Raw genomic sequence first — 22467 nt, forward strand, 5'->3', positions numbered from 1 at the left:
ATTAGTCAATAATCAATAGTTAATAGTTAATAGTCATTGGTCATCGGTCAAAAGTTAACAGTTCCCTACTCCTCACTCAAAGCGATCGCTACTTTGACTTTTGAATTAGTTAAACCTGTGACTCGCTTACTGGATTCGGGATTGAGGCGGATTTTTACTTCTACTACTCGTGCATCAATGTCGGCGGCTGGATCGGTGTTGAGTACGTCTTTTTTGGCAATTAGTAAGCCAATTTCCTCGACGGTTCCTGTCAATTGTCCAGGTAAGTTGAGTTGGGTTATGGTTGCACTTTGTCCGATTTTGACGCGATTGATATCAACTTCATAGACTTCGGCGACTGCATACATTTGATTAGTCTGTCCGATTTCGACAATGCCTTTATCACTGACTACTTCCCCAGCTAAGGTATGAATTTTCAAGATTTGACCAGCTTGAGGTGATTTGACATAAGCCAAGTTTAAATTAGCTTGGGCTTCTTGTACTGCGGCTTTGGCGCTGACTACTTGTGCTTGTGCTGCTTGCACATCGGTAGGACGCACTTCGGCAATTTGGTTTAAGGTAGCTTTTACTTGTCTGAGTCTTTCTTTAAGGGTTTCTGATGTTTGGCTACGGTTAGCTAAGGCTTCTTGTAAACTCTCTTTGGCTGTTTCTAGAGTCAACTTTTTACTATCTCTCATAGATGCAGAAACCGCACCCGCTTCTTGTAAAGATTGATAGCGCTGATATTCAATTTCAGCATTTCTGACTTCCGCTTCTAAACGCCTCACTGTCGCCACTCTGGCTGCAACTTCTTGGCGTAATTCTGCCTCTAGCTCGGCAATTATGGCTTGTTGCGCGGCAATTTCTCCCTGTTTTGCTCCGGCTTTGACCTGTGCTAATTGCGATTGTGCAACTACGACTTGCTGTTTGGCTCTATTTACAGTCGCCCGTCGAGTATCACGATTATCCAGAATAGCAATTATTTGTCCCTGTTTGACGCGATCGCCTTGTTTCACTAATAGTTCTGCTACGCGGTTACTACCAGCCGTCTGCGAAACTGACACCTGTATGACTTCGCCTTGGGGTTCTATCCTCCCCAAAGCAGTAATGGCTTTAATGACAGGAGGGTTACCAATCTCCACTGGAGTAACTTCTTTCCCCGGATTTCCCATACCAGAGAGCCAATATAACGAACCAGCAGTACTTGCCAAGCTGAGAGCAATTACACCAATAATGAGCGATCTATTAGGATACTTGAAATTCCTGAATCGGTCTGGATGGAGGTTTTGCATGAGTCACCGCCTGAATTTTGGCGACTAAATTTACTGTATACAAAAAATTACACTAAAAAGTTTTTATTCAACTTGTTGTATACAAGTTCTAGTGTACACTTAAAGAAATATCTGTCAAGTCGTTCCTTATGGGTTTATCGCAAGCAATCCTCTCCTGTTTAATTGATGCTCCCCACAGTGGTTATGATCTTTCCAAAGTCTTCAGTGAGTCTGTAGGCTATTTTTGGCAAGCGTCCCAGCAGCAAATTTATAGAGAATTAGGCAAACTAGAATCTGCGGGTTTAATTGTGTCCGAGATTATTCCTCGTGAAGGAAGGCTAGATAAGAAAATATACTCAATCACAGAACCAGGAAAGCAGCACCTGATTGACTGGATGGACAAACCCAGTGAACCCGATGTAATCAGAGAAGATTTGTTCATCAAAATTTTTTCTGGCGGTTTAGTTCCGATGAGTATCCTGATAGAAGATATCGCACGTCATCGCAGAATCCATTTAGAGAAATTATTTACCTATCAAGAGATTGAAAAAGAGAAATGTCCTTACCAAAAAGAATTAAATAAGGAAGAAAAACTGAGAAATTTAGTTTTAAAAGCAGGTATTAAATATGAGCAATCTTGGATAGAGTGGTGTGATGAGGCACTAGAAATTTTAAAAAATCTACCACAAGATTGAGGATAATTTTAATTAATGCTTCAAATGTAAGATATAATGCCAAACATTTGATTAAAAAAAATAAAACCCCAGAAATAAAACTTTCTAGGGTTGTCCTCGTGAACCACTAATTTATTTTTAAACTAAAATTTTCAGAAAATTAAATTGAATTTAGACATAATTTTCTGAATTATGTCTGAGTATCTAGGATAAATAAAATACATTTCTTATAGCGTTTATCTTTTTATAAAAGTAGATTTCGTTGAGGTTAGAGGCTAGAGTGTACTGTGACTAATGTAATTTAAAACTCATGTAATTCCTAGATACAATTTCAGGAATTATGTCTAAAAACTTAGTGGAAGATACTTGATTTATATCAGTTATTAATCAAAAATGAAATCAGCCTCTAGAAAATAGTAGGCCATCTTGGTAATAACCTAACCTTATCCAATGTCCGTAGTCCGCGCAAGCGGACTTTATTTATATAAGTCCTTATGTCCGATTTTTCTATTGCTTTACTTGATTTATTAAATTAAATAATAAATAATAAAAACGCCATTTAACATAAGTATTGATTCATAAAATTACATTGATCAGTGTAGTATATCCGACCAAGCAAAATTTATTAGTAAGAATAAAGTTAATTGGTTTTTGAAAAATGTTTTTTAGTCACAAAGAGATGATGCTTCTTCATAAGCAATCTTATTAATTACCTCGATTCATCAGTATATTCTAGCTGTAATAACTAGGTACTATTAATACCAATTCAAAAAAGGTCATATATTGAACAAATTTAGACATAGCTTTGTTTGCCAATGTCTATATATTTAATAATAGTTTAGTCCATCTCCTGTTCCTTCAACATTCCCATCAATTTGCGTTTACGGGCGTGGATATCAATTAATTTTTCCCGATACTTTGACCAGTCTGCCTCTCTACCAGATTTTATATAAGCAGTACGTACTTTTTTCAGCCACTCGACTGCTTCACCATAGTATTCTGCCTTACCCTGATCCATAATTTTTTCAGCACGGCGACGGGCATTAGTAATTACCCAGTCTGGGTTGTTAGGGATCGCTGCTAGCATGACTTTGTGGATTAAGGCTGAATTATAGGAACTGAGTTCACTGATTGTAGAAATGGCATCTTCAATCAGTCCCTCATGTAAAAATATATCCACCTTGGCTGATTCTATTCCCCAACTTTTACAGGTGCGGACAATTTTTAACAAGTCTGTTTTGACACTTTCCCAGTTTTCCCCCGCCAATTCTGCCATTTTCTGGTAATCCACAAAGCAGGGTTTAACTTGAAAAGCCGCCTTGAGTGCGAGTAAAGAAATCTCTGGATTACCTACAGCTTCGGCTAAATCACTTGTCCAGATGCCTAATTCATACTGACAATTCCCCGGTAACTTGAAGCCCACTTGGGCTATATCTAGTGCTTCGGGTAATGAACCTTGTTCGGCTAAGGTTTTAGCGAGGGCGAAAGCATCTTCTATGGAGTTCATCTGAATTTGTGCCGCCGCCATTGCTTCCTCTACCCTGCCCAAGCGCCCCAACATGGTTAAATATTCTTGGGTTTGTCCTTCTGCTTGGGCTAAATATAAATATTCTTGGTAACGTTCCTGACGTTCGAGAATTTTGAGGCGAATTTGTGCTAAATCATCAGCATAGTTAGGGATTTCTCGCTCCCATACACCCATTTCACTGATATCACCTTGGAGAACTCTTAGCAAATGTGGGTAATCCCAGCCTTGACGCAAAGCATCTAAACTCATGCTGAAATCCGCATTCCATTCATCTTGCCAAACTTCCAAACTCACTTGGACATCAACTTTTTCTTCTGATGTCAGTTCAGCCATAAGAATGACTTCACACCAAGCCAGATTTAATTCCCAGGCAATTTCATCATTGTCAGCGCCGTATTCTGATACCTCATTCCAATTTTCCGCACAGGTAGAGGTAATGGCTTCGAGAATAGCGATCGCATTATTACTTTCGCCTTGTTGGGAAAATTCTAAAGCAGTTTGCACCAAACTAAACAAATCTTCGGTAATCGGGTCTTCCTCATACCCTTCCTCAAAATAACGGACTGCATCCCGCAGAATTTGCTTGACTTGTCCGCGAAAGGAAGCCAGATTCACACTAACTTGTCGTCCGGGTTTTGTAGATATCGGTTTGGGTACAGGATTAGTCATCCAACTAACGTGTTGATCAATCACATCAATTAGTTGGGGTTGTTCTGCGACTAATTCTTGTAAAAGCCTTTGGCTCTGGACATGATCCAGGCGATCTAATAATTGTTCTAAAGTAGGACGCTGCTCAATAATTTCTGGTTGTCTTGTGGATACCAGTATCGTAGCGACAATATGCTTACACCAACCATCCAAGTTGTAAGCACAAGTACACTTTGCCGAAGTTATACCCTGATCATCAAAATTTAGAGATATACGATAGGGTAAGCGTTCATTGCCTTCTACTTCTGCCTGTATCTGGTGACCACGTTGAGTAATTGTAGTCACAGCACCCGCTTCAAAGTAAGCCTCTCCACGTTGGAAAGATTTGGCGTTAGCATAGCGACGGACGGTAAATTCACTGATATTGGGGAAAGACATTGAGCGATCGCCTGCAAAAATCCTGTGCGTAGATAAATCTTAGGCTTTCCTCTCATTGATTGCAATTAGGAGATTGGTCATTAGTCAATAGTTCTCTTCTCCGCCTGCTTCTATTCTCCACTCCCCAAATTACATTTAGTAACTTCCACACCTCAAAAGACTTGCATGGATGGCTGGACGGGTCGAGAATAGATAGGCGAAGCACACGGGGAAACTAACGTGAGTCATGAATTTGATTACGATTTAGTCATAATAGGCGCTGGTGTAGGGGGACATGGCGCAGCCCTACACGCTGTCAGTTGTGGTCTGAAGACGGCGATTATCGAAGCAGCCGATATGGGGGGAACCTGTGTCAACCGAGGCTGTATTCCATCGAAGGCGCTGTTGGCTGCCTCTGGACGTGTGCGGGAATTACGCGATGCCCATCACCTGAAGTCTTTGGGGATTCAAATTGGTAACGTGGAATTTGATCGCCAAGCGATCGCCAATCATGCCAATAATCTCGTCTCCAAAATTCAAGGTGATTTGACCAACAGCCTCAAACGTCTAGGAGTAGACATTATTAGAGGTTGGGGCAGAATTGCGGGGACACAAAAAGTCACCGTGACAGGAGATGGTGGTGAAAAAACCATCACCGCCAAGGATATTATCCTTTCTCCTGGTTCTGTTCCCTTTGTACCTCCGGGTATTGAAGTAGACGGCAAAACCGTTTTCACCAGCGATCAAGGCGTGAAGTTAGAAACATTACCTGAATGGATTGCCATTATTGGTAGTGGTTACATTGGTTTAGAGTTCTCGGATATTTACTCAGCTTTGGGCTGTGAAATCACCTTGATTGAAGCCCTCGACCAATTAATGCCAGGATTTGACCGCGATATTGCCAAACTCGCGGAACGGGTGCTAATTACGCCCCGCGATATTGAAACCAAAGTGGGAATATACGCCAAAAAAGTTATCCCTGGTTCACCAGTGGTAATTGAATTGGCAGATTTCAAAACTAAGGAAGTTGTCGATGTCATCGAGGTAGATGCTTGCCTAGTAGCGACAGGACGCATCCCAGCTACCAAAAATCTCGGTTTAGAATCTATTGGTGTAGAACTTGACCGCCGCAACTTTATTCCTGTTGACGATCGCATGGCAGTGTTATCAGCAGGGGAAGTAGTACCCCACCTCTGGGCAATTGGTGATGCCAATGGGAAGATGATGCTGGCACACGCGGCTTCAGCACAGGGCATTGTCGCCGTCGAAAATATCATCGGACGGGAAAGAACAGTAGACTATCGCAGCATTCCCGCCGCCGCATTTACCCATCCAGAAGTTAGCTACGTCGGTCTAACGGAAACAGGCGCTAAAGAGTTAGGACAAACTGAAGGTTTTGAAATTGCCACCAGCAGAAGTTACTTCAAAGGAAATTCCAAAGCCTTAGCCGAAAACGAAGCCGATGGTATAGCTAAAGTTATCTACCGCAAAGACACCGGGGAAGTTTTAGGCGTGCATATTTTTGGTTTACACGCCTCCGACCTCATCCACGAAGCATCCGCCGCCGTCGCCAACCGTCAAACCGTCCAAACCCTAGCCCATCTAGTCCACGCCCACCCAACATTATCAGAAGTGTTGGATGAAGCGTATAAACGAGCTATTGTCTAGGGAGTAGGGAATAGGGAGTAGGAAGTAATGATTAACACGTCCTATTCCTCATTCCCCAATCCCATTGACGACTGACAACTGACAACTGACAACTGACAACCCCATGCAAATCCGTCGCCGGCAACCAAACCCTGCTATAAATGTATCGATATTGCGCTATCAAGTTGCTGTACCAGATGCCCAACCAAAACACATTTTGGAGGAAATCGTCTGGCATAAGGAAGTAGAAGTGGAGCAAATGCGTGAAAGGTTGCCTTTGCTGGAATTGCAAAAGCAAGCACGTATTGCACCCCCCACCCGCGATTTTGTCGCTGCTTTAAAACAGGGCAGAACCACACCTGCATTAATTGCCGAAGTAAAAAAAGCTTCACCAAGTAAAGGCGTATTTCGTGAAGATTTTGACCCCGTAGCGATCGCCTTATCCTACCAACAAGGTGGCGCTAGCTGTATTTCGGTATTAACGGATGCTAAGTTTTTTCAAGGTAGCTTTGAAAACTTAGCTAAAATCCGCGCTACCGTAGATTTACCATTACTTTGCAAGGATTTTGTGATCTATCCTTACCAAATGTATCTGGCACGGATTCAAGGTGCAGATGCTGTTTTATTAATTGCAGCTATATTGAGCGACCAAGATTTACAATACTTTATCAAAATTGCCAAGGCTCTGAATATGACAGCTTTGGTTGAAGTCCACAACTTAGAAGAACTTGACCGTGTCTTGGCCTTGGATGGTGTATCTTTAGTCGGTATCAACAATCGTAATTTAGAAGATTTTTCTGTAGACTTGCAAACCACTTGCCAACTTTTAGCTGCCAGAGGTAGCCAGTTACAAGAACGAGATATCCTAGTTGTGAGTGAATCAGGATTACATAACCCAGAGGATTTGAGTTTAGTATCTCAATCTGGTGCAGTTGCTGTGTTGATTGGAGAATCTTTAGTCAAACAACCAGATCCAGAATTAGCGATCGCCCACCTATTCTCTAGGTCTGTTTAAAAGTTATTCTTAATATAGGATATATTTTAAACTCGCAACGCAGTTGGGTTAAGCACGGCGCCACCCAACAAAGCAACGCAAACGTAGCCAATCATGAAACTTAAAAATATTCCCCAGAGTATTCTAAGTACTTGTTGATTTTCTGTCATATCAAAAATTATAGTTAATATCTATTTATTGTGTAAAAATTGACTAAATAACATATAGCAACTAAGCATTACAAAATCCCCAATTTAAAATCACCCATCGACTACATGGAGCAACTTCCCCTACCTTCACCAATCCATTACGAACTCATACTGCAACTATTAGAAAGACAAACTATGTCAGCAGTCAGCCAAAACCCTGAATTGCGACATCAAGTAAATCAATTAATTATTACTCTCAGAAAAGCCGCATCTCAGCAAAAGTACTTAGAAAAAGTTTGTCAAAGTTCTTCTCTGTTGGTAGAACATCGTTGGTCAATTAACCATCATGGAGAGCAAGTTGCAACTCCTGATTAATTCGTAATACCCTACCAGTATTACGAATTACGAATTACGAATTACAAATTATGTTAATGATGCCTGGCCCGACACCAGTACCAGAGACTACCTTATTAGCGTTAGCCAAACACCCAATCGGACATCGTACCCAAGAATTTAGCAACATTTTGGCAGAGGTGACAGCAAACCTGAAATGGCTGCACCAAACTGAAAATAATGTACTGATACTGAATGTCAGTGGTACAGGTGCAGTGGAAGCGGGAATAATTAATTTTCTCTCAGCAGGCGATCGCATTTTAGTTGGTGCTAATGGTAAATTTGGACAACGCTGGGTAGAAGTCAGCCAAGCCTACGGATTGAATGTAGAGACAATTACGGCTGAATGGGGTAAACCTCTAGACCCGTCTCTATTTGCTGAAAAACTCCAAGCAGATACCCAAAAGCAAATTAAAGCTGTGGTTATTACCCATAGTGAAACTTCAACTGGTGTGTTGAATGATTTGGAAACCATCAATCGCCATGTAAAAAAACACGGTACAGCTTTAATAATTGTTGATGCTATTACTAGCTTGGGTGTGGTAAACGTGCCGGTGGATGCTTGGGGGTTAGATGTCGTTGTTTCTAGTTCCCAAAAAGCTTACATGACCCCACCAGGAATAGGATTTGTCTGTGTCAGTCCAAAAGCTTGGAAAGCCTATCAAACAGCAAAGCTACCAAAATATTACTTAGATTTGGGCAAATATCGCCAAGCTGCCACGAAAGATACTACTCCTTTTAGTCCACCTGTAAACTTAATTGTGGCATTACAAACCACTTTAAGGATGCTGAAAGAAGAAGGCTTAGAATCAATATTTGCTCGACACGAAAGATTGAAGAATGCCACCCGTGCAGCAATTAAAGGGTTAAATTTACCTTTATTAGTAGAAGATAGTTTTGCTAGTCCAGCATTGACGGCTGTAGTACCACAGGGAATAGAAGCAGATAAAATTCGCTCATTCTTAAAACAGCGCTTTGATTTAGAACTAGCAGGTGGTCAAGACCATCTGAAAAACAAAATTTTTCGGATAGGTCACTTGGGATTTGTAAGCGATCGCGATATCCTTAGCTGTATAGCATCCCTAGAAGTCGTCCTTGCTGAACTTGGTTACAAAGGGGCTGTTCCAGGTGCTGGTGTAGCAGCAGCACAATTCAAAATGATGGAAACCATTTATAGTTAACATTCTGGCTTTCAATATACATAAATTAAAAAATTAAAAGCGCAATGAAAGTCTTGACTAAATTTAAAAAGCGAGTTGAATAATGAACTCGCTCTTTTCGTTTGTTTATATTTAAATGAATAGAACAGATGAGAGTCAATTCTCTCCATCTCAGTTTTGGCACAAGACAGAGTTGTTGTGACATACTTTGATTCTCCTAGATGAGAAATTTATATCTTACGCTGTTTCTAGCCAATCATAAATTTGTTCTAACTGTTCTAAACTAATTAAACCGTACTGCCAAAGAATCATCGGCAATGGCCCTGGGTCTTGCTCTCGATGGCGTAGGGCCACTGCTAAAGATGCGGCAGAAATTGATAAATCTTCCTGTAGAAAATGAATTAGCCTTGAATAAGTTGATGGTGACATCTGTAACTCACCTCCTTGTTTAGTCTGAATTGTCATTTAGTGTTTTCCTGTGTCTTTGTCGTTGGCAACTATTACTTCACCCGTGAATATACGATTACCGGATACTCACTTAAGTAAATTTTTTAAAATTCTTCAAACAAAGCTATTTTTTAGTTAAAACCGGAGGATTATTGCTAATCCTAACTGCAATCCCGTCTAGATGCTTTATTTTCCAGCTACTAGTTGTTCTGGTCACATAAGCTTTATCTTTTTTTACTTTAGTGCTTGACTTATATACACTTTTAGTAAAAAAGATTCCATAGCTAATACTGCCTTATGAACAACTAATTACACTTATGCCAAAAGGAAGATTTTTGGCATCAAAATTCTACAGGCTGAAATTTTACCTGAGAATGTGTAGATTTTGCTGTATCTGACATCATATTAAATATTAACCGCAGAATTTGCTTTTTACGTATACTTGATATTTTTTTTACGTAAACCTTATGAACTAAGAATCAATTTTTTCTTTAACTGCAAGCGATTCAGTAAGTGATAGTAGTCAATTACTGATATTTGAAAACTCAATCTTGATACTATCCCCTGGCTGCAAATTTAACTCAGATGCTCTTCCTGAGCGTAATTCAATCACTGTATCGATGGGGACGTTAGGGCCATAGGTTGGACAAGGCTCTTTAGCGCAAGGAGGTGCAGCCGCCTCAATATACTTCACTACACCGTTTTCCAAAAAAACCATATCCAAAGCAACAGGTACATTCTTCATCCAAAAGCTGACTGGTTGCGGAGAGGAAAAGGGAAACATCATTCCTCGGTTATCTGGTAAAGCTGGCCGATACATCAGTCCCATTTGTTGCTGTTCCTGTGTTCGTGCTACTTCTAATTCAATGGTTGTACCATTAGGAATAATTGCCCTAGCAGAAATTGGTAGTGTCTGTCCAGTGTTTGCCAGTACCGCAGGCTGAGAACTAGCTGTATCCGTAGGCGATTTGGCAGTGCTTTCCGAAGAGCAACCTATCAGGAAAATACTCAATAGCATGGAAATTAAAGTTAACCGACGCATCATACAATCTTTAATTTTGTGATTTAGACTTCGATTTTACAAAAATTAACCGAAAAAGCCCACAGCTTTTGGTTGTATTTTTTGCAACTTTGTAAGATTGGTTCTCAATCCATTCAAAATATCCTACGGGTAGGCTTACGCCTTTGAAGGAAAGCACGATACAAGATTCCAAAACTCTCCAGACGGAGGATCAGGATGGAGTTGTTGAATAAAACTCGTTATCAACAAATATCCCACTCGTTGGAGAGTGGGAGTGTTTAAATATACAGTAAAATTTGCATTATTGTGGTTGTGAGTTTTTACGATTCCCTGAGAACATAACCAACGCCACGCACCGTTTGAATCAGGCGCTTTTGACCTTCATCTTCAATTTTTAAGCGTAAGTAGCGAATATAGACTTCAATGACATTAGATTCACCCATAAAATCATAACCCCAGACATTTTCTAGAATTTGTTCGCGGGTTAATACTTCACGGGGATGTTCCATTAAATACTTTAAGAGTTCAAATTCTTTCATTGTTAAGTCAATATTTCGTCCACTGTAAACAGCGCGGCGATTGGCTATATCTAAAACCAAATCACCAAAGCGTAACTGTTCTGTGGTATCAACATCAGGTTTTAAATAAAGGCGAATCAGTCTTAAAAAGTCTTCTGGACGATAAGGTTTAAGAATATAATCATCGGCTCCGGCTTCTAGACAAGCAACCCGATCATCAACTGTGTCCCTAGCCATTAGAACCAGTACTGGCGATCGCATTCCGGTATTTCGCATATTTTTGCACAACGAAAGTCCTGATTCACCCGCCAGCATTCGGTCTAACACCACTAACGCAGGCTGGCGATCGCGACAGTATTGCAAACCAGTAGTCGCATCATTGGCCAAAATAGGATCATAGCCAGCTTCTTGTAAATCAAAAGACAGTTGATTTGCCAGGCTATCATCAGTTTCGATCACCAAAACACAGGGACTATGAGCAGCGATCATAAGATTTGGGAATATTGGATGTTTAATTGTATAGGCAATAAGTGATGAGTGGGGAGTAGAAGCAGGGGCAATACGGTTCGGATAAGCAGGGGGTGCAGGGGAGGCAGGGGAGGGAAGAGAGTTATTATTAAGCAATTTCTCTTCCCCTGCTTCTATTCTCCCCCTGCACAAGAACAGCTCGCCTCAACAGATAACTCTGTTAACCGAACCGTATTGGAAGCAGGGGAGCCACTGCGGTCTTCTCTACGTTCCCTGCGGGACGCTCCGCAGGGAACGTAGAGAAGGGGGTTCCCCAAGTGCAGCAAGTGGCGTAGCAGGGGAAAAAGACAACTATTGACTATTGATTAATGACTAAGGCAATTCTACCGAAGTTGGTTTGGCGATATGCGGTAGACCCCAACCGAGTTTTTCTCGTAAAATACGGAAAAATTCTGGTGGTTGTAGGCGAATGAAGCGGACATTGTAGGGCGATCGCTCTAAATACACTCGATCCTCTGGAAAAATATAACATCCGCCATTGCCATCTACTACCATCACCAATCGGGGGATGTTCACCGGATAAATATTTACTGGTTCCGTATCAGGAAACACTAAAGCCCTAGAAGCTAAAGAATGAGGACAAATGGGAACTAGCTGTAATGCTGGTACGCCAGGGGTGACGACTGGGCCACCCGCACTTAAGGAATAAGCTGTGGAACCAGTAGGTGTAGAAACAATTACTCCATCGGCGGCAATATCTACTGGTGCATGGCGACCTACAGCAATTTCAAAATGGCACATTGAAGTTAATGGTTCACGATGTAAAACCATTTCGTTCAAACATAGAGCTTCCCAAAGTACTGACTCTCCTCGCAGTACTTTGACCGTGAGCATGGCTCGTTCTTCAATTTCATACTCACCTGCGATCGCCTGTTCTATGGCTTGGGGTAATTGATTCAGGTAGATTTCCGTTAGAAACCCCATGTGTCCAGTATTCACTGCCAAAATCGGAATACCGCAAGGCGCTACCTGACGCGATGCAGCTAAAACAGTACCATCACCTCCTAGAACTATGGCGAATTTCATCTCTGGATCAAAACCAGGAGGTGTCAAACCATCAATTGGCGTGTGGCATACAGGGCTTTCAGGATTAGAATAGCCCAATATGCCACCGATACTAGATGTGATAGCTACATCCCAACCGACTGCGGTTAGCTTGTCTTTTAGCTCGATAGCAACACGACCGGCTATCGGTTTAATGTCGTTGTATATAATGCCTACTTTCGGCACACCCAAATATCCAATTTTAAGCGACGCTTTGTTTTATGTAATCGTTACACATTTTGGATCAGTAGTCATTAGTTTAGAGTCAAAAGTCTACAGTCTATAGTCTAAATCTACAACTAATGACTAATGACTATTGACTATTGACTTTCTTAAATGGAGTTTTTTTATTTTTCTGCTTTTTAGTTTTAGTTTTCTGGTAATCTAGCTCTTTGAGCTTCTTCAGAATTCTACTGAAATATTCTTGTAGATAACTTTCTAAAGTAGTAGTTTGTTCTTTTTCTAACCCAAATACTTGATATACATCATCCATTGGCGCATTTAAAGGTCTACCACTTGCCAACACTTCGGTAAATGCCAACCTGTCAGCTACATTCCATCCCCATTGAAAGAATCTGGCAATACCACGCACAGCTCGTAGTAGGTTGATTGGCATTCGTCTGACTTTAGCTTCTTTGCCAGATAAGCGCTCACATAAATTAATGATTTCCTCGGCACTCCATGCACGAGTACCTACTAAAGGGAAAGCTTGTTTTTCTGTTTCTGGTACACTCAACGCCCGCACAGCAAACTTAGCAATGTCTAAGGTATCCATGTAGGCGACTGGGGAAGAGGCACCTGTTACCCAAACAGGTTGTCCTTCTAAAATGGGGATACCATACTGACCGATTAACCCTTGCATGAAGCCAGCCAAGCGCAAAACAGTGTAATTTATGCCTGATTCAGCTAAAAATAATTCTGTACACCGTTTAATTTCCATCAGAGGTACTTCTGGATATTTATCGGCATCAATAATAGAAAAGAATATAAAACGCTCTACACCCGCAGCTTTTGCCGCCTGGATTAAGGCTAGCTGACCTTCCCAGTCTACCTGCTTAATAGTCAGTGAATCTGTAGCACGAGAGGTGGCAGCATCAATTACTGCTGTTACACCTTCTAGCGCTGCTGCAAGGGTTTGGGGTTGACACAAATCTCCTCTTACCAATTCGGCTCCCCATTCTTTTAAAAAAGCTGCTCTTTTAGCACTCCGTACAAGACAGCGCACCTTATATCCCTCATCGATCGCACGACGAGCCACTTGTCTTCCTAAGGTGCCAGTGGCACCGACTATTAATAATGTCATGAGGGTTGTAACAAATTTTAAACTTTTATGAAAAGAATCTTAACAGAATTATATCTGTAAATAAAAGTTACTGGGTTTTTACGAAACAGAATTGATACTGAAAAAACTCCTAAAATAGCGTTGTCCGGTGAGTGCAGCTACAGATGCGGCTTTGCCGGACAAGCTATTTTTCCAGTGAGATCAAGGCTTCTCATCTGTTGAAAACAGGCGATTAGAGGTCAATTATTCTTCTGCGCCCTGAATTTTCAGTAATAAAGCACCCAACGCCCAACCTACGAAAATTAACCCGAAGGACAACAAAGCTGCATTCAAAAGTTCGCCGCTCATTGATGTGATTCTCCTTTACCAACAGATTTTTGCTTTTTGGTCTAATCCAGGTATATGAGTAATTGTTGCTGAGTAAGATTTTTTCCTCTGCGCTCTTGCCCTTTTTCTTGGGATTAGACCTGTGTAAATAATTTTAAACTAGTTTGATAGTCAATCCCTACTATTGGGAGATGAAATCAACCAATAAACTCTTCTCCAAATTAATTATATGTACCAATTCAATCAAGACCAGACAGTAAATATACTTCAAAAACATCGCCCGCGTTTAGCGTTGACAATAGGAGATCCAGCAGGAATCGGACTAGAGGTAATTTTGAAAGCTTTAGCTGATTCAGAAGTTAGTCGAAACTATGACCTAACTGTACTAGGTAATAGAAATTTATTGCTAGAGACTCATAAACAACTAAGTTCGACTGAAAATTTAGCGTCCTTGGCTAATCCTGCCTTATTAAAACTTATTGATGTACCTGTTAACAGAGAAATTACCGACCAAATTATTTTAGGAACTGGTAACGCGGCTAGTGGTGCGGCGAGTTTTGCTTATATGGAATATGCGATCGCTCAAACTCTCGCGGGTGCATTTGATGGAATTGTTACTGCTCCCATAGCTAAATCTGCGTGGAAATCCGCAGGGTATAATTACCCAGGGCAAACGGAATTATTGGCTGAAAAGTCTGGTGTTGAACGCTTTGGGATGTTATTTGTGGGGCGATCGCCTTACACTGGTTGGACACTCAGGACTTTATTAGCTACTACCCATATACCTTTACGTCAAGTAGCAGATACGCTAACACCAGAGTTGTTGGCAAGAAAATTAGATTTGTTAGTGGAGTGTTTAGACAAAGATTTTGGCATCACAAGTGGGAGAATAGCGATCGCTGGTTTAAATCCCCACAGTGGCGAACAAGGACAACTGGGAACTGAAGAACTGGATTGGTTAATTCCCTGGTTAGAAGCAGAACGACAAAAACGCCCCAATTTTCAACTAGATGGGCCTATTCCCCCCGATACAATGTGGGTCAAACCTAGTCAGGCTTGGTATGGCAATGCTGTTGTGAAAAACCCTGCTGATGCTTACTTGGCACTTTACCACGACCAAGGCTTAATTCCCGTCAAACTGATGGCTTTTGACCGTGCTGTTAATACTTCCATTGGTTTACCGTTTGTTCGGACTTCCCCCGACCACGGAACAGCCTTTGATATTGCAGGTAAGGGTATTGCTGATGCAACCAGTATGAAGGAGGCGATCGTTTTAGCGGCTGAGTTGGTTAATCAAAGGTTGGGTGTTAAACAATAAGACCTAGAAGTAAAAGCTATCATGAAACACTCATTGCAGACCTCAAAGATCAATTAGAAGCAGCATTATATATTTGACAAAAGATCATTATTTACTGCAAGTATCAACAAATAAGATGTAAATCGGTAGTCTATTTATAAATAGCCACACCCTGATAGTAGTGTGTGAGTTAACTTTTGGATAATCTAAATAGTTGTCGGTTCGGGTATTTCAAACTTGTAACCGTAACCACGAACAGTCTTAATAAACTCAGGTACACTCGTATCAGCTTCTAACTTTTTACGTAGCTGACCGATATGTACGTCCACTACTCGTCCATCTCCCACATAGTCACAACCCCAGATTTTTTGGATTAACTGAGGACGGCTCCAAGCTTGACCCGGATGACTTGCTAAAAAATGTAAAATATTAAACTCTAGGGCTGTGAGATTAAGAGGTTTATCGTTAAGTGTCACCTCTCGTCCTTCTGGGTTAATTGCTAACTGCTTGAATATCAAGCGTTGTGAAGGAGAAGGTTTCACAGAGCGTATCCGTCTCAAAAGAGCTTGGACTCGAACTTCAATTTCAGCCAGACTAAATGGCTTAGTAATAAAGTCATCAGCACCAGCCGCCAGGATTCTAATTTTGTCAGCTTCCTCGGTTCTTCCAGTCAAAATCATTACTAAGACATTATTGCGACTCTGCATTTCTTGGCAAAGATTGTAACCACTAGTATCTGGGAGATTCCAATCAAGAATTACTAAAGCTGGGTTAAATTGTTCAAACAATGACAAAGCTGTTTTACCATCTGGGGCAGACTCTATTTGATATTTGCGGCTTAAAAAGCGATATATGAGGTTACGGACTCCAAAATCGTCGTCTACAACAAGAATTTTGGGGTTTGTAGCGGAAAGCATCACCATATTGTTTTAGCGATTGTTATAGCCTATTGTTTATCTAGCGTTTTGTTGTTGAGAATGCGCCTACACAAGATATAGCCGTTAAGGTAACTGTGCTATGGGCGCTGTTAGTAGGGAGCGTTCGTTTGTGTCTACCTCCGATGAGTACGTAGACTGATATTAGCTGACAGCTATACATTATCGTTGTATTACTTAGCTACATTTAATTTTCCATTAAATTTATGAAAAGTTCAGCTATGATTATGCAAACAAAATGTATGACTTTTGTATAACCTTGGTATGTTTTTCGGTTGATGTGCTAAAATCATAAATCTTCAAAGTTGAGAGAAGTTGATATTTGTAAGTGTGTTTCCCAGTCTGTACAACTTCTCTAAATAAATCTGGCTGGCTTTACAAAAAAGCCACAAAGCAATTCCAGTCAATACAAACGTAATATACCGTACTCTGATCTAACCTATGGAAAAACTACCTACAGGAAGATACGAGTATGTTTCTGGAGTGTGTCTACGTGCAGCTACCAAAAGATTAGTAATTAAGAACACATTATAGCTGAGAGTATGACCAGTCAAGGACTGAGAGCCTCACCTGAAGGTATTAGAGCTGCAAAAACAGCCTTAACCGACAAAACATTGACTCAACAAAAACTAGCAGCAGCGTTGGGGATAACACGTCAACCAGTATCTAAGTTTTTCGCGGGTGAGCCAGTATCTCGCAGTTGTTTTGTGCAAATTTGCCAACAACTAGGACTATCTTGGCAAAAAGTTGTCGGGTTATCGGAAGATATAGCGTGGGGGGATAAATTACAACCCAACGGAGTAGATATTGATCTGTTGGTGCGGGAAATGCGCCAAAAGCGTCAAGATAAAATTCAAGACCAGTGCAGTACTTTGCAAATGTTAGATGTTGCACAGGCTATTCAATTAGTGGAAATTTATACTCCTGTCAGTGTTTTGGAAGAGATAAAAAGTCAACAATGGCGAGAAATTTCTGATCTAATGAAAGACTGTTGCTTTGAGTCTAGCTTTCAGGGGTTTGGACAAGGACAACATCAAAGAGCATTACCAGGGTTAGAAGCCATATCACGCTATTCAAAGTTGATGTTGTTGGGTAAACCTGGATCTGGTAAGACAACATTTTTACAGTACCTAGCAATTGAATGTAATTCTGGTAAATTGCTACCGAATCAAGTACCTATTTTTATCAAGTTGAAAGAATTTGCTGAAGATACTCAAAATGAAAGTAAATTAAATCTCTTAAAATACATCATTAAAGACTGTTGTTGTGCAGGAATTGAAGAAGAATCAATTTTAGCAATACTGACTGGAGGTAAGGCTTTTATTCTATTTGATGGTTTAGATGAAGTGCCATTAAATAATGTCGATCAAGTTATCAGGGAAATTCGCCAACTTATACAAACATTTTACAAAAATCAAGTTGTTATTACGTGTCGAGTTGCTGCCCAAAAATATAGATTTCCCGGATTCAGTGAGGTTGAAATTGCAGATTTTCAAAAACAACAAGTAGAATTTTTTGTGAAAAAATGGTTTGTTGCGGTTGCTCATCTGTCGAGCAGCGAAGGAGAGGCTGCTTGTAATTTATTTATCCAACAATTGGACTTACCGGATAATCAGCAAATTCGAGAATTGGCTACTACACCAATCTTTTTGCATCTCTTATGTCTAGTATTTAGAGTTAAGAGGAAATTCCCATACAAACCAGCGAATTTGTATGAGCAAGCATTGAACATTTTATTAGCTAGATGGGATGAAATTAGAGGTATTAAACGAGATGAATTTTATACTAACCTAACTTTAGGGAATAAAAAAAAGTTACTCTCTCATCTTGCTTTTAATACTTTTCTACAAGGGCATTATTTTTTTGAGCAAGAAAAAATCCAAGAATTGATATCTGAGTACTTGTCTAGACAATCAAATATAATTCAAGTGCAGCAAAATAGTACAGCACTGTTGAAAGGAATTGAAACTCAAGATGGTTTATTAGTAGAACAAGCAAGGGGAATTGATTCTTTTTCCCATTTGGCATTTCAAGAATATCTCACAGCAAAATATATTGTTGATACTTTTCAAGATGATTTGTGGCAGTTATTAATAACCAATCTTGGTGACCATCGTTGGCATAAAATATTGCTATTAACCGTCAGTATGCTAGAAAAACCTGATGAGATGCTGCGGTTAATGAAAATTAAAATTGATGAGTTTGTCGCTGCTGAAAAAAAAATTCAAAGTTATCTAATTTGGCTGCATCAAAAAACTCGTGAAATTTCTCAGGTACATAAAACAGCTAATGTTCGTGCTTTTTATATAGTTTGTAACTACAATTTTGCTCATAGTCCTAACTACGTTATGGAATGGGACTTCTTAGTTAATCTATCTTTTAATCCTGAATTAACTCTTGATCAGTTGCTTTTTACGAATTTGACCTGTGCTAGTGAGCTAGAACTTGCTTTTGAGCATAATATTAATGATGGTTATACATTCAATCATGTACACGCTCTAAATATTAATTTTGATGAAGCTATTGACATAGTTGAGAATGCTGAATTTAGAGAAGATTTACGAAAACTAAAAAATAAATTACCTAGTACGGAAAGTAGCATTGAAAAATTAAGACATTGGTGGCAATATCATGGAAAAATATGGAATTTACAATTGAGAGATATTCTAATTAAATATCGTAATATTGGACATGATTGGCAATTTAATCAGCAAGAAAATAAATTATTGCAGCAATACTTTCAAGCTAATAAATTACTGATAGATTGCTTGAAGTATGCTGTAGATAGTAGAGTAAAACGAAAAATTGAGGATGAATTGTTTCTAGCGATAAATAAAATTAATCAGGAATAAAAATAAAGAGTAATTCAAAAGCAAGGCGCTGATACTTTTTTGATAAATTGCAAATTATAGTCTATGGTCTACCGAAAGAAATAAATTGCATATATTCATACCATAGCCAGAGAAAATAGATTGATAAAGTTAGTTAAATTACTGTTAATGCAATTAGTAGTTAATAGTTAGGTTATGGCTAACAATCCATTAGGTGGAATTATTCCTCAACAACCACCCATTCAATCACAGTCAGATGTTCATGCACTCAAGTCTCGTTTAGAGTGGGGCGAACCAGCTTTTACCATACTGGATGTACGCGATCGCCCTACCTATAATGATGGTCATATCATGGGTGCGATGGCAATGCCAATCGATGACTTAGTAGATAGAGCCGCATCATCGTTAGAAAAAAGCCGGGATATTTATATTTACGGTACAAATGATGAACAAACTGCCCAAGCAGTAAATCTCCTGCGTTCGGCTGGCTTTGAACACGTCTCTGAACTCAAGGGTGGTTTAGCTGCATGGAAAGCGATCGGCGGCCCAACAGAAGGAATTGTAGAATCCAGAACTCCCGCAGGCGCAGATGACTACAATGTTGTCTCTCGAATGCAAAATCATTTAGAGAATCAGAAGAAAGAAGTTTGATAGTCATTGGTCATTAGTCATTGGTCATGGTCATTAGTTCTAGCTTTGGACTATTGACTATTGACTATTGACTGTGAAATATTGACTAAATTAATGTTCAAATAAATCTTTGAATTGTAATAAATCCAAAGAGACAATTGTGGGTAGAACTTGAAAACATTCTTGAGCTAGTTCCCAACGTTCTTCGCGTTTGAGCATTTCAACTAACTTTTGTTGAGCGCTAAGTAAATAGCGGACATCATTGGCGGCGTAACTGAGTTGAGCTTCAGTTAAATTAGCAGCATTACCCCAATCGGAACTTTGAGAACTCTTATCTAGTTCTACTTGTTCTAACTCATGCACTAAGTCCTTGAGTCCGTGACGATTGGTGTAAGTCCGGGCTAACTTACTAGCAATTTTAGTGCAGAAAATTGGTTGGACATGAATACCCAAATGGTGACGCAAAGTAGCAACATCAAAACGGGCGAAGTGAAAAACCTTCAGGACATTTGTTGCTTCTAGCAGTTTTTTAAGATTGGGGGCTTGGGTTTGTCCTTTGGCTATGCGAATTGCAGTGACTTTACCTTCTGGATTGCATAGCTGAATTAGACAGAGGCGATCGCGCTGTGGTAGTAATCCCATAGTTTCTGTATCGACAGCGATAGCGTTTTGCCCACCGGAGGTGATCGCCTCGGATTGTAAATATTCGGCAAGAACCGCGTCACTAAGATCGCGATCGCCTACCTGAAAGTCTTGTATTGTCATGGGTCACTCAATAATATATGTAGTCTCTGCCGACGAATCACCGACACTACAATATTATTGTCTAAAAAACAGACAATTCCATCTATCTAGTACGCAAGAAAATTTGTGTCAGGTAGACTTCCCCTTGGCCATTAGTAGCAACGCCAATACCAGTTAAGTTGTAATTGCCTTTGATATTGTTTAAATGACCAGGGCTATCTATCCAACCAATCACAGCTTGGTTAGCTGGGTCATCATATCCCCGATTAAAAGCAAGATTTTCCGCAGCACTGTTGTAGCGAAGAGGAATAGCATTAACTCGTTGCTCAAATCCTTGATGGCTAAACGGAACTCTACCTCTAGCCATGTTTTGACTGTGAACTCTTGCTTGTTGAGTTATCCTAGCGTTTAAGGTCAACTTTGGTAGTCTTCTAGCCACCCGATACCGATTAATTTGCTCAAATACTGATTTTTCTAAAGCAGTAGTTTGAAAGGTTGTATTATTTGTAGCAACCTGATGAGAAAAAATCGACAATGGTGAATTACCAGTAGTGCTTTTTGTAGAAGTGTGACCTGGTATAAGAGGAGCCATTAATCCTCCGGCAAGGACAAGCATACTTAAAGCGATGCCAAAAGCAGGTTGTCGGGACATGAAGAATTACTTTGTGTACATACTTATAAGACCTATACTCTAACTTCTAGTTTCTAAGTTATATAACAGGATACTTTTAGAGTTTAATTATCATCGTAATTTTGGCAAATTAGTAAAACTACATAGGTGGTTAACAATCTAGGGATTTTGTTTGTTATTTCTAACATAAAAAACTATATTTTCGGCAAATTTTTCTAAAAAAATGTAGTATTCATAATATTTGGTAATGAATACTACATTAGTGATTCAAGCATATGTAGAGACATTGTGTTGTAACATCTCTAAGAAAGAATGAAAATCTGAGTGAGGTAGACTACCCCTTGGGCGTTGACTGCAACACCAATCCCAGTCTCGTTGAAATTGCCTTTAATATTGGCTAGGTGTCCTGAGCTTTGGAGCCAACTTTGCACCGCGCGTGTCGCAGAGTCTCTATCTTGGTTGTAAGCAACGTTTTCACTTGCAGATTTGTAAGGCATATTCAACGCTTTTGTGCGCTGATCAAATCCCTGATGGCTAAAGGGAACTTTACCACTAGCCATGTTTTGGCTGTGAATCCTAGCTTGCTCGTCAATACTAGCGTTCCGGGTTAGTGGTTTTAAGTTTTGAGACTGTCTGTATTGATTAATCTGCTGAAAAACTGACTGTTCTATAGAAGCTGTGTTGCCATTACTTTGCCCACCTGATGGACTTTGAGGGTTGTTTTGCCCAGTTGGGGGATTTTGAGGGTTGTTTTGCCCAGTTGAGGGACTTTGAGGATTGTTTTGCCCAGTTGAGGGATTTTGAGGGTTGTTTTGCCCAGTTGAGGGATTTTGAGGGTTGTTTTGCCCAGTTGAGGGATTTTGAGGGTTATTTTGCCCAGTTGAGGGATTATATGGTCTTTGAGGATAAGATTGTCTGGGAACTTGGATAGGACGACGATTGTATCGTCTGGGAAAACTATATTGCGCGAGAAGATTATCGCTGGAGATGAATGAAGACTTGGGCGCAGGAGCCTGATTTTGTAGAGAAACTGCACTCGCTCCACTGGTGAGAGCGAAAGTTCCTAACGCAACAGCGTAAATTGTTGTTTTAAGCATTTTCAAGGCCAGACTAGTTGCTGAAAGTAAACTTCCAGTTCATCTAAACAAACCGCCTTAAATTGAACAAATTTGCTGTGGCTTTGTATATCTTTGGTTCTACCCCTATCCCTTTGAATATTCTCTGATAACTTTTAAATCCATAGATTTTCATGAATGAGAGGGCGATCGCTCGAATCGCCCTCTACCATTAGTCTGGTTTTTCGCTAAATTTTCCAGAAAATCGCCTGAAAACTGCCCGCGTAAATCTATTACTCTTCAGCAAAATATCTGTC

At 40.1% G+C, this 22467-nt stretch carries 20 protein-coding genes; 8 read left to right on the plus strand and 12 right to left on the minus strand.

Annotation, left to right across the window (positions count from 1 at the left end):
• Positions 1 to 65 precede the first annotated feature (65 nt).
• Positions 66 to 1271 (minus strand): ABC exporter membrane fusion protein, encoded by a 1206-nt coding sequence (locus tag H6G18_RS03995; protein WP_190405787.1) that lies wholly within the window; start codon positions 1269 to 1271, stop codon positions 66 to 68.
• Positions 1272 to 1399: 128 nt separating this feature from the next.
• On the opposite strand from H6G18_RS03995, the gene H6G18_RS04000 reads away from it, so the two are divergent.
• Positions 1400 to 1945 (plus strand): PadR family transcriptional regulator, encoded by a 546-nt coding sequence (locus H6G18_RS04000; RefSeq protein ID WP_190405788.1) that lies wholly within the window; start codon positions 1400 to 1402, stop codon positions 1943 to 1945.
• An 817-nt stretch (positions 1946 to 2762) separates the two neighbouring features.
• Here the strand turns inward: H6G18_RS04000 and H6G18_RS04005 are convergent.
• The gene (locus H6G18_RS04005) at positions 2763 to 4538 is read right to left on the minus strand and encodes an SWIM zinc finger family protein (RefSeq protein WP_190405789.1); all 1776 of its coding nucleotides are present in this window, start codon (positions 4536 to 4538) and stop codon (positions 2763 to 2765) included.
• Between the two features lie 219 nt (positions 4539 to 4757).
• Between H6G18_RS04005 and lpdA the strand changes: the two genes are divergently transcribed.
• The 4 genes from lpdA (at position 4758) to H6G18_RS04025 (ending at position 8881) form a co-directional block, all read left to right on the plus strand.
• Positions 4758 to 6185, plus strand: a complete 1428-nt coding sequence (gene lpdA / locus H6G18_RS04010) for a dihydrolipoyl dehydrogenase (protein WP_190405790.1) — start codon at positions 4758 to 4760, stop codon at positions 6183 to 6185.
• Positions 6186 to 6288: 103 nt separating this feature from the next.
• Complete coding sequence (trpC, locus tag H6G18_RS04015; RefSeq protein WP_190405791.1) at positions 6289 to 7179, plus strand: indole-3-glycerol phosphate synthase TrpC; 891 nt, start codon at positions 6289 to 6291, stop codon at positions 7177 to 7179.
• A gap of 254 nt (positions 7180 to 7433) precedes the next feature.
• Positions 7434 to 7682 (plus strand): DUF5340 domain-containing protein, encoded by a 249-nt coding sequence (locus tag H6G18_RS04020; protein ID WP_190405792.1) that lies wholly within the window; start codon positions 7434 to 7436, stop codon positions 7680 to 7682.
• Positions 7683 to 7738: 56 nt separating this feature from the next.
• Positions 7739 to 8881 carry a pyridoxal-phosphate-dependent aminotransferase family protein gene (locus H6G18_RS04025; RefSeq protein WP_190405825.1) on the plus strand — a complete coding sequence of 381 codons (1143 nt, stop codon included), beginning with the start codon at positions 7739 to 7741 and terminating at the stop codon, positions 8879 to 8881.
• Positions 8882 to 9097: 216 nt separating this feature from the next.
• On the opposite strand, the gene H6G18_RS04030 is transcribed toward H6G18_RS04025, so the two are convergent.
• The 6 genes from H6G18_RS04030 to petM form a co-directional block, all read right to left on the minus strand.
• Complete coding sequence (locus tag H6G18_RS04030; RefSeq protein ID WP_190405793.1) at positions 9098 to 9325, minus strand: DUF2949 domain-containing protein; 228 nt, start codon at positions 9323 to 9325, stop codon at positions 9098 to 9100.
• A gap of 505 nt (positions 9326 to 9830) precedes the next feature.
• Complete coding sequence (locus tag H6G18_RS04035; RefSeq protein WP_190405794.1) at positions 9831 to 10352, minus strand: DUF192 domain-containing protein; 522 nt, start codon at positions 10350 to 10352, stop codon at positions 9831 to 9833.
• A gap of 296 nt (positions 10353 to 10648) precedes the next feature.
• Positions 10649 to 11335 (minus strand): response regulator transcription factor NblR, encoded by a 687-nt coding sequence (gene nblR, locus H6G18_RS04040; RefSeq protein ID WP_190405826.1) that lies wholly within the window; start codon positions 11333 to 11335, stop codon positions 10649 to 10651.
• A gap of 351 nt (positions 11336 to 11686) precedes the next feature.
• On the minus strand, positions 11687 to 12604 hold the full coding sequence (locus H6G18_RS04045) for an NAD(+) kinase (RefSeq protein ID WP_190405795.1): 918 nt from the start codon (positions 12602 to 12604) through the stop codon (positions 11687 to 11689).
• Between the two features lie 127 nt (positions 12605 to 12731).
• The gene (locus H6G18_RS04050; protein ID WP_190405796.1) at positions 12732 to 13721 is read right to left on the minus strand and encodes an SDR family oxidoreductase; all 990 of its coding nucleotides are present in this window, start codon (positions 13719 to 13721) and stop codon (positions 12732 to 12734) included.
• A gap of 222 nt (positions 13722 to 13943) precedes the next feature.
• Positions 13944 to 14048, minus strand: a complete 105-nt coding sequence (gene petM, locus H6G18_RS04055; RefSeq protein ID WP_010998885.1) for a cytochrome b6-f complex subunit PetM — start codon at positions 14046 to 14048, stop codon at positions 13944 to 13946.
• A 208-nt stretch (positions 14049 to 14256) separates the two neighbouring features.
• On the opposite strand from petM, the gene pdxA reads away from it, so the two are divergent.
• Positions 14257 to 15345: a 4-hydroxythreonine-4-phosphate dehydrogenase PdxA gene (pdxA, locus tag H6G18_RS04060; protein ID WP_190405797.1), complete on the plus strand. Its 1089-nt coding sequence runs from the start codon at positions 14257 to 14259 to the stop codon at positions 15343 to 15345.
• A gap of 185 nt (positions 15346 to 15530) precedes the next feature.
• Here the strand turns inward: pdxA and H6G18_RS04065 are convergent, their stop codons facing one another.
• Positions 15531 to 16247 carry a response regulator transcription factor gene (locus H6G18_RS04065; RefSeq protein ID WP_190405798.1) on the minus strand — a complete coding sequence of 239 codons (717 nt, stop codon included), beginning with the start codon at positions 16245 to 16247 and terminating at the stop codon, positions 15531 to 15533.
• Between the two features lie 554 nt (positions 16248 to 16801).
• Between H6G18_RS04065 and H6G18_RS04070 the strand changes: the two genes are divergently transcribed.
• A complete protein-coding gene (locus H6G18_RS04070) occupies positions 16802 to 19111 on the plus strand; it encodes an NACHT domain-containing protein (RefSeq protein ID WP_190405799.1) in 2310 nt (769 codons plus the stop codon).
• Between the two features lie 174 nt (positions 19112 to 19285).
• Complete coding sequence (locus H6G18_RS04075) at positions 19286 to 19741, plus strand: rhodanese-like domain-containing protein (RefSeq protein WP_190405800.1); 456 nt, start codon at positions 19286 to 19288, stop codon at positions 19739 to 19741.
• Between the two features lie 90 nt (positions 19742 to 19831).
• Here H6G18_RS04075 and H6G18_RS04080 read toward each other — a convergent pair whose 3' ends face one another.
• The 3 genes from H6G18_RS04080 to H6G18_RS25165 form a co-directional block, all read right to left on the minus strand.
• The gene (locus H6G18_RS04080; protein WP_190405801.1) at positions 19832 to 20485 is read right to left on the minus strand and encodes a ribonuclease H-like domain-containing protein; all 654 of its coding nucleotides are present in this window, start codon (positions 20483 to 20485) and stop codon (positions 19832 to 19834) included.
• Between the two features lie 82 nt (positions 20486 to 20567).
• A complete protein-coding gene (locus H6G18_RS04085) occupies positions 20568 to 21116 on the minus strand; it encodes a CAP domain-containing protein (RefSeq protein ID WP_190405802.1) in 549 nt (182 codons plus the stop codon).
• Positions 21117 to 21397: 281 nt separating this feature from the next.
• The gene (locus H6G18_RS25165) at positions 21398 to 22192 is read right to left on the minus strand and encodes a CAP domain-containing protein (protein WP_190405803.1); all 795 of its coding nucleotides are present in this window, start codon (positions 22190 to 22192) and stop codon (positions 21398 to 21400) included.
• Positions 22193 to 22467: the final 275 nt, after the last annotated feature.

Source organism: Anabaena subtropica FACHB-260 (assembly GCF_014697105.1).
Classification (GTDB): Bacteria; Cyanobacteriota; Cyanobacteriia; order Cyanobacteriales; family Nostocaceae; genus Trichormus; species Trichormus subtropicus.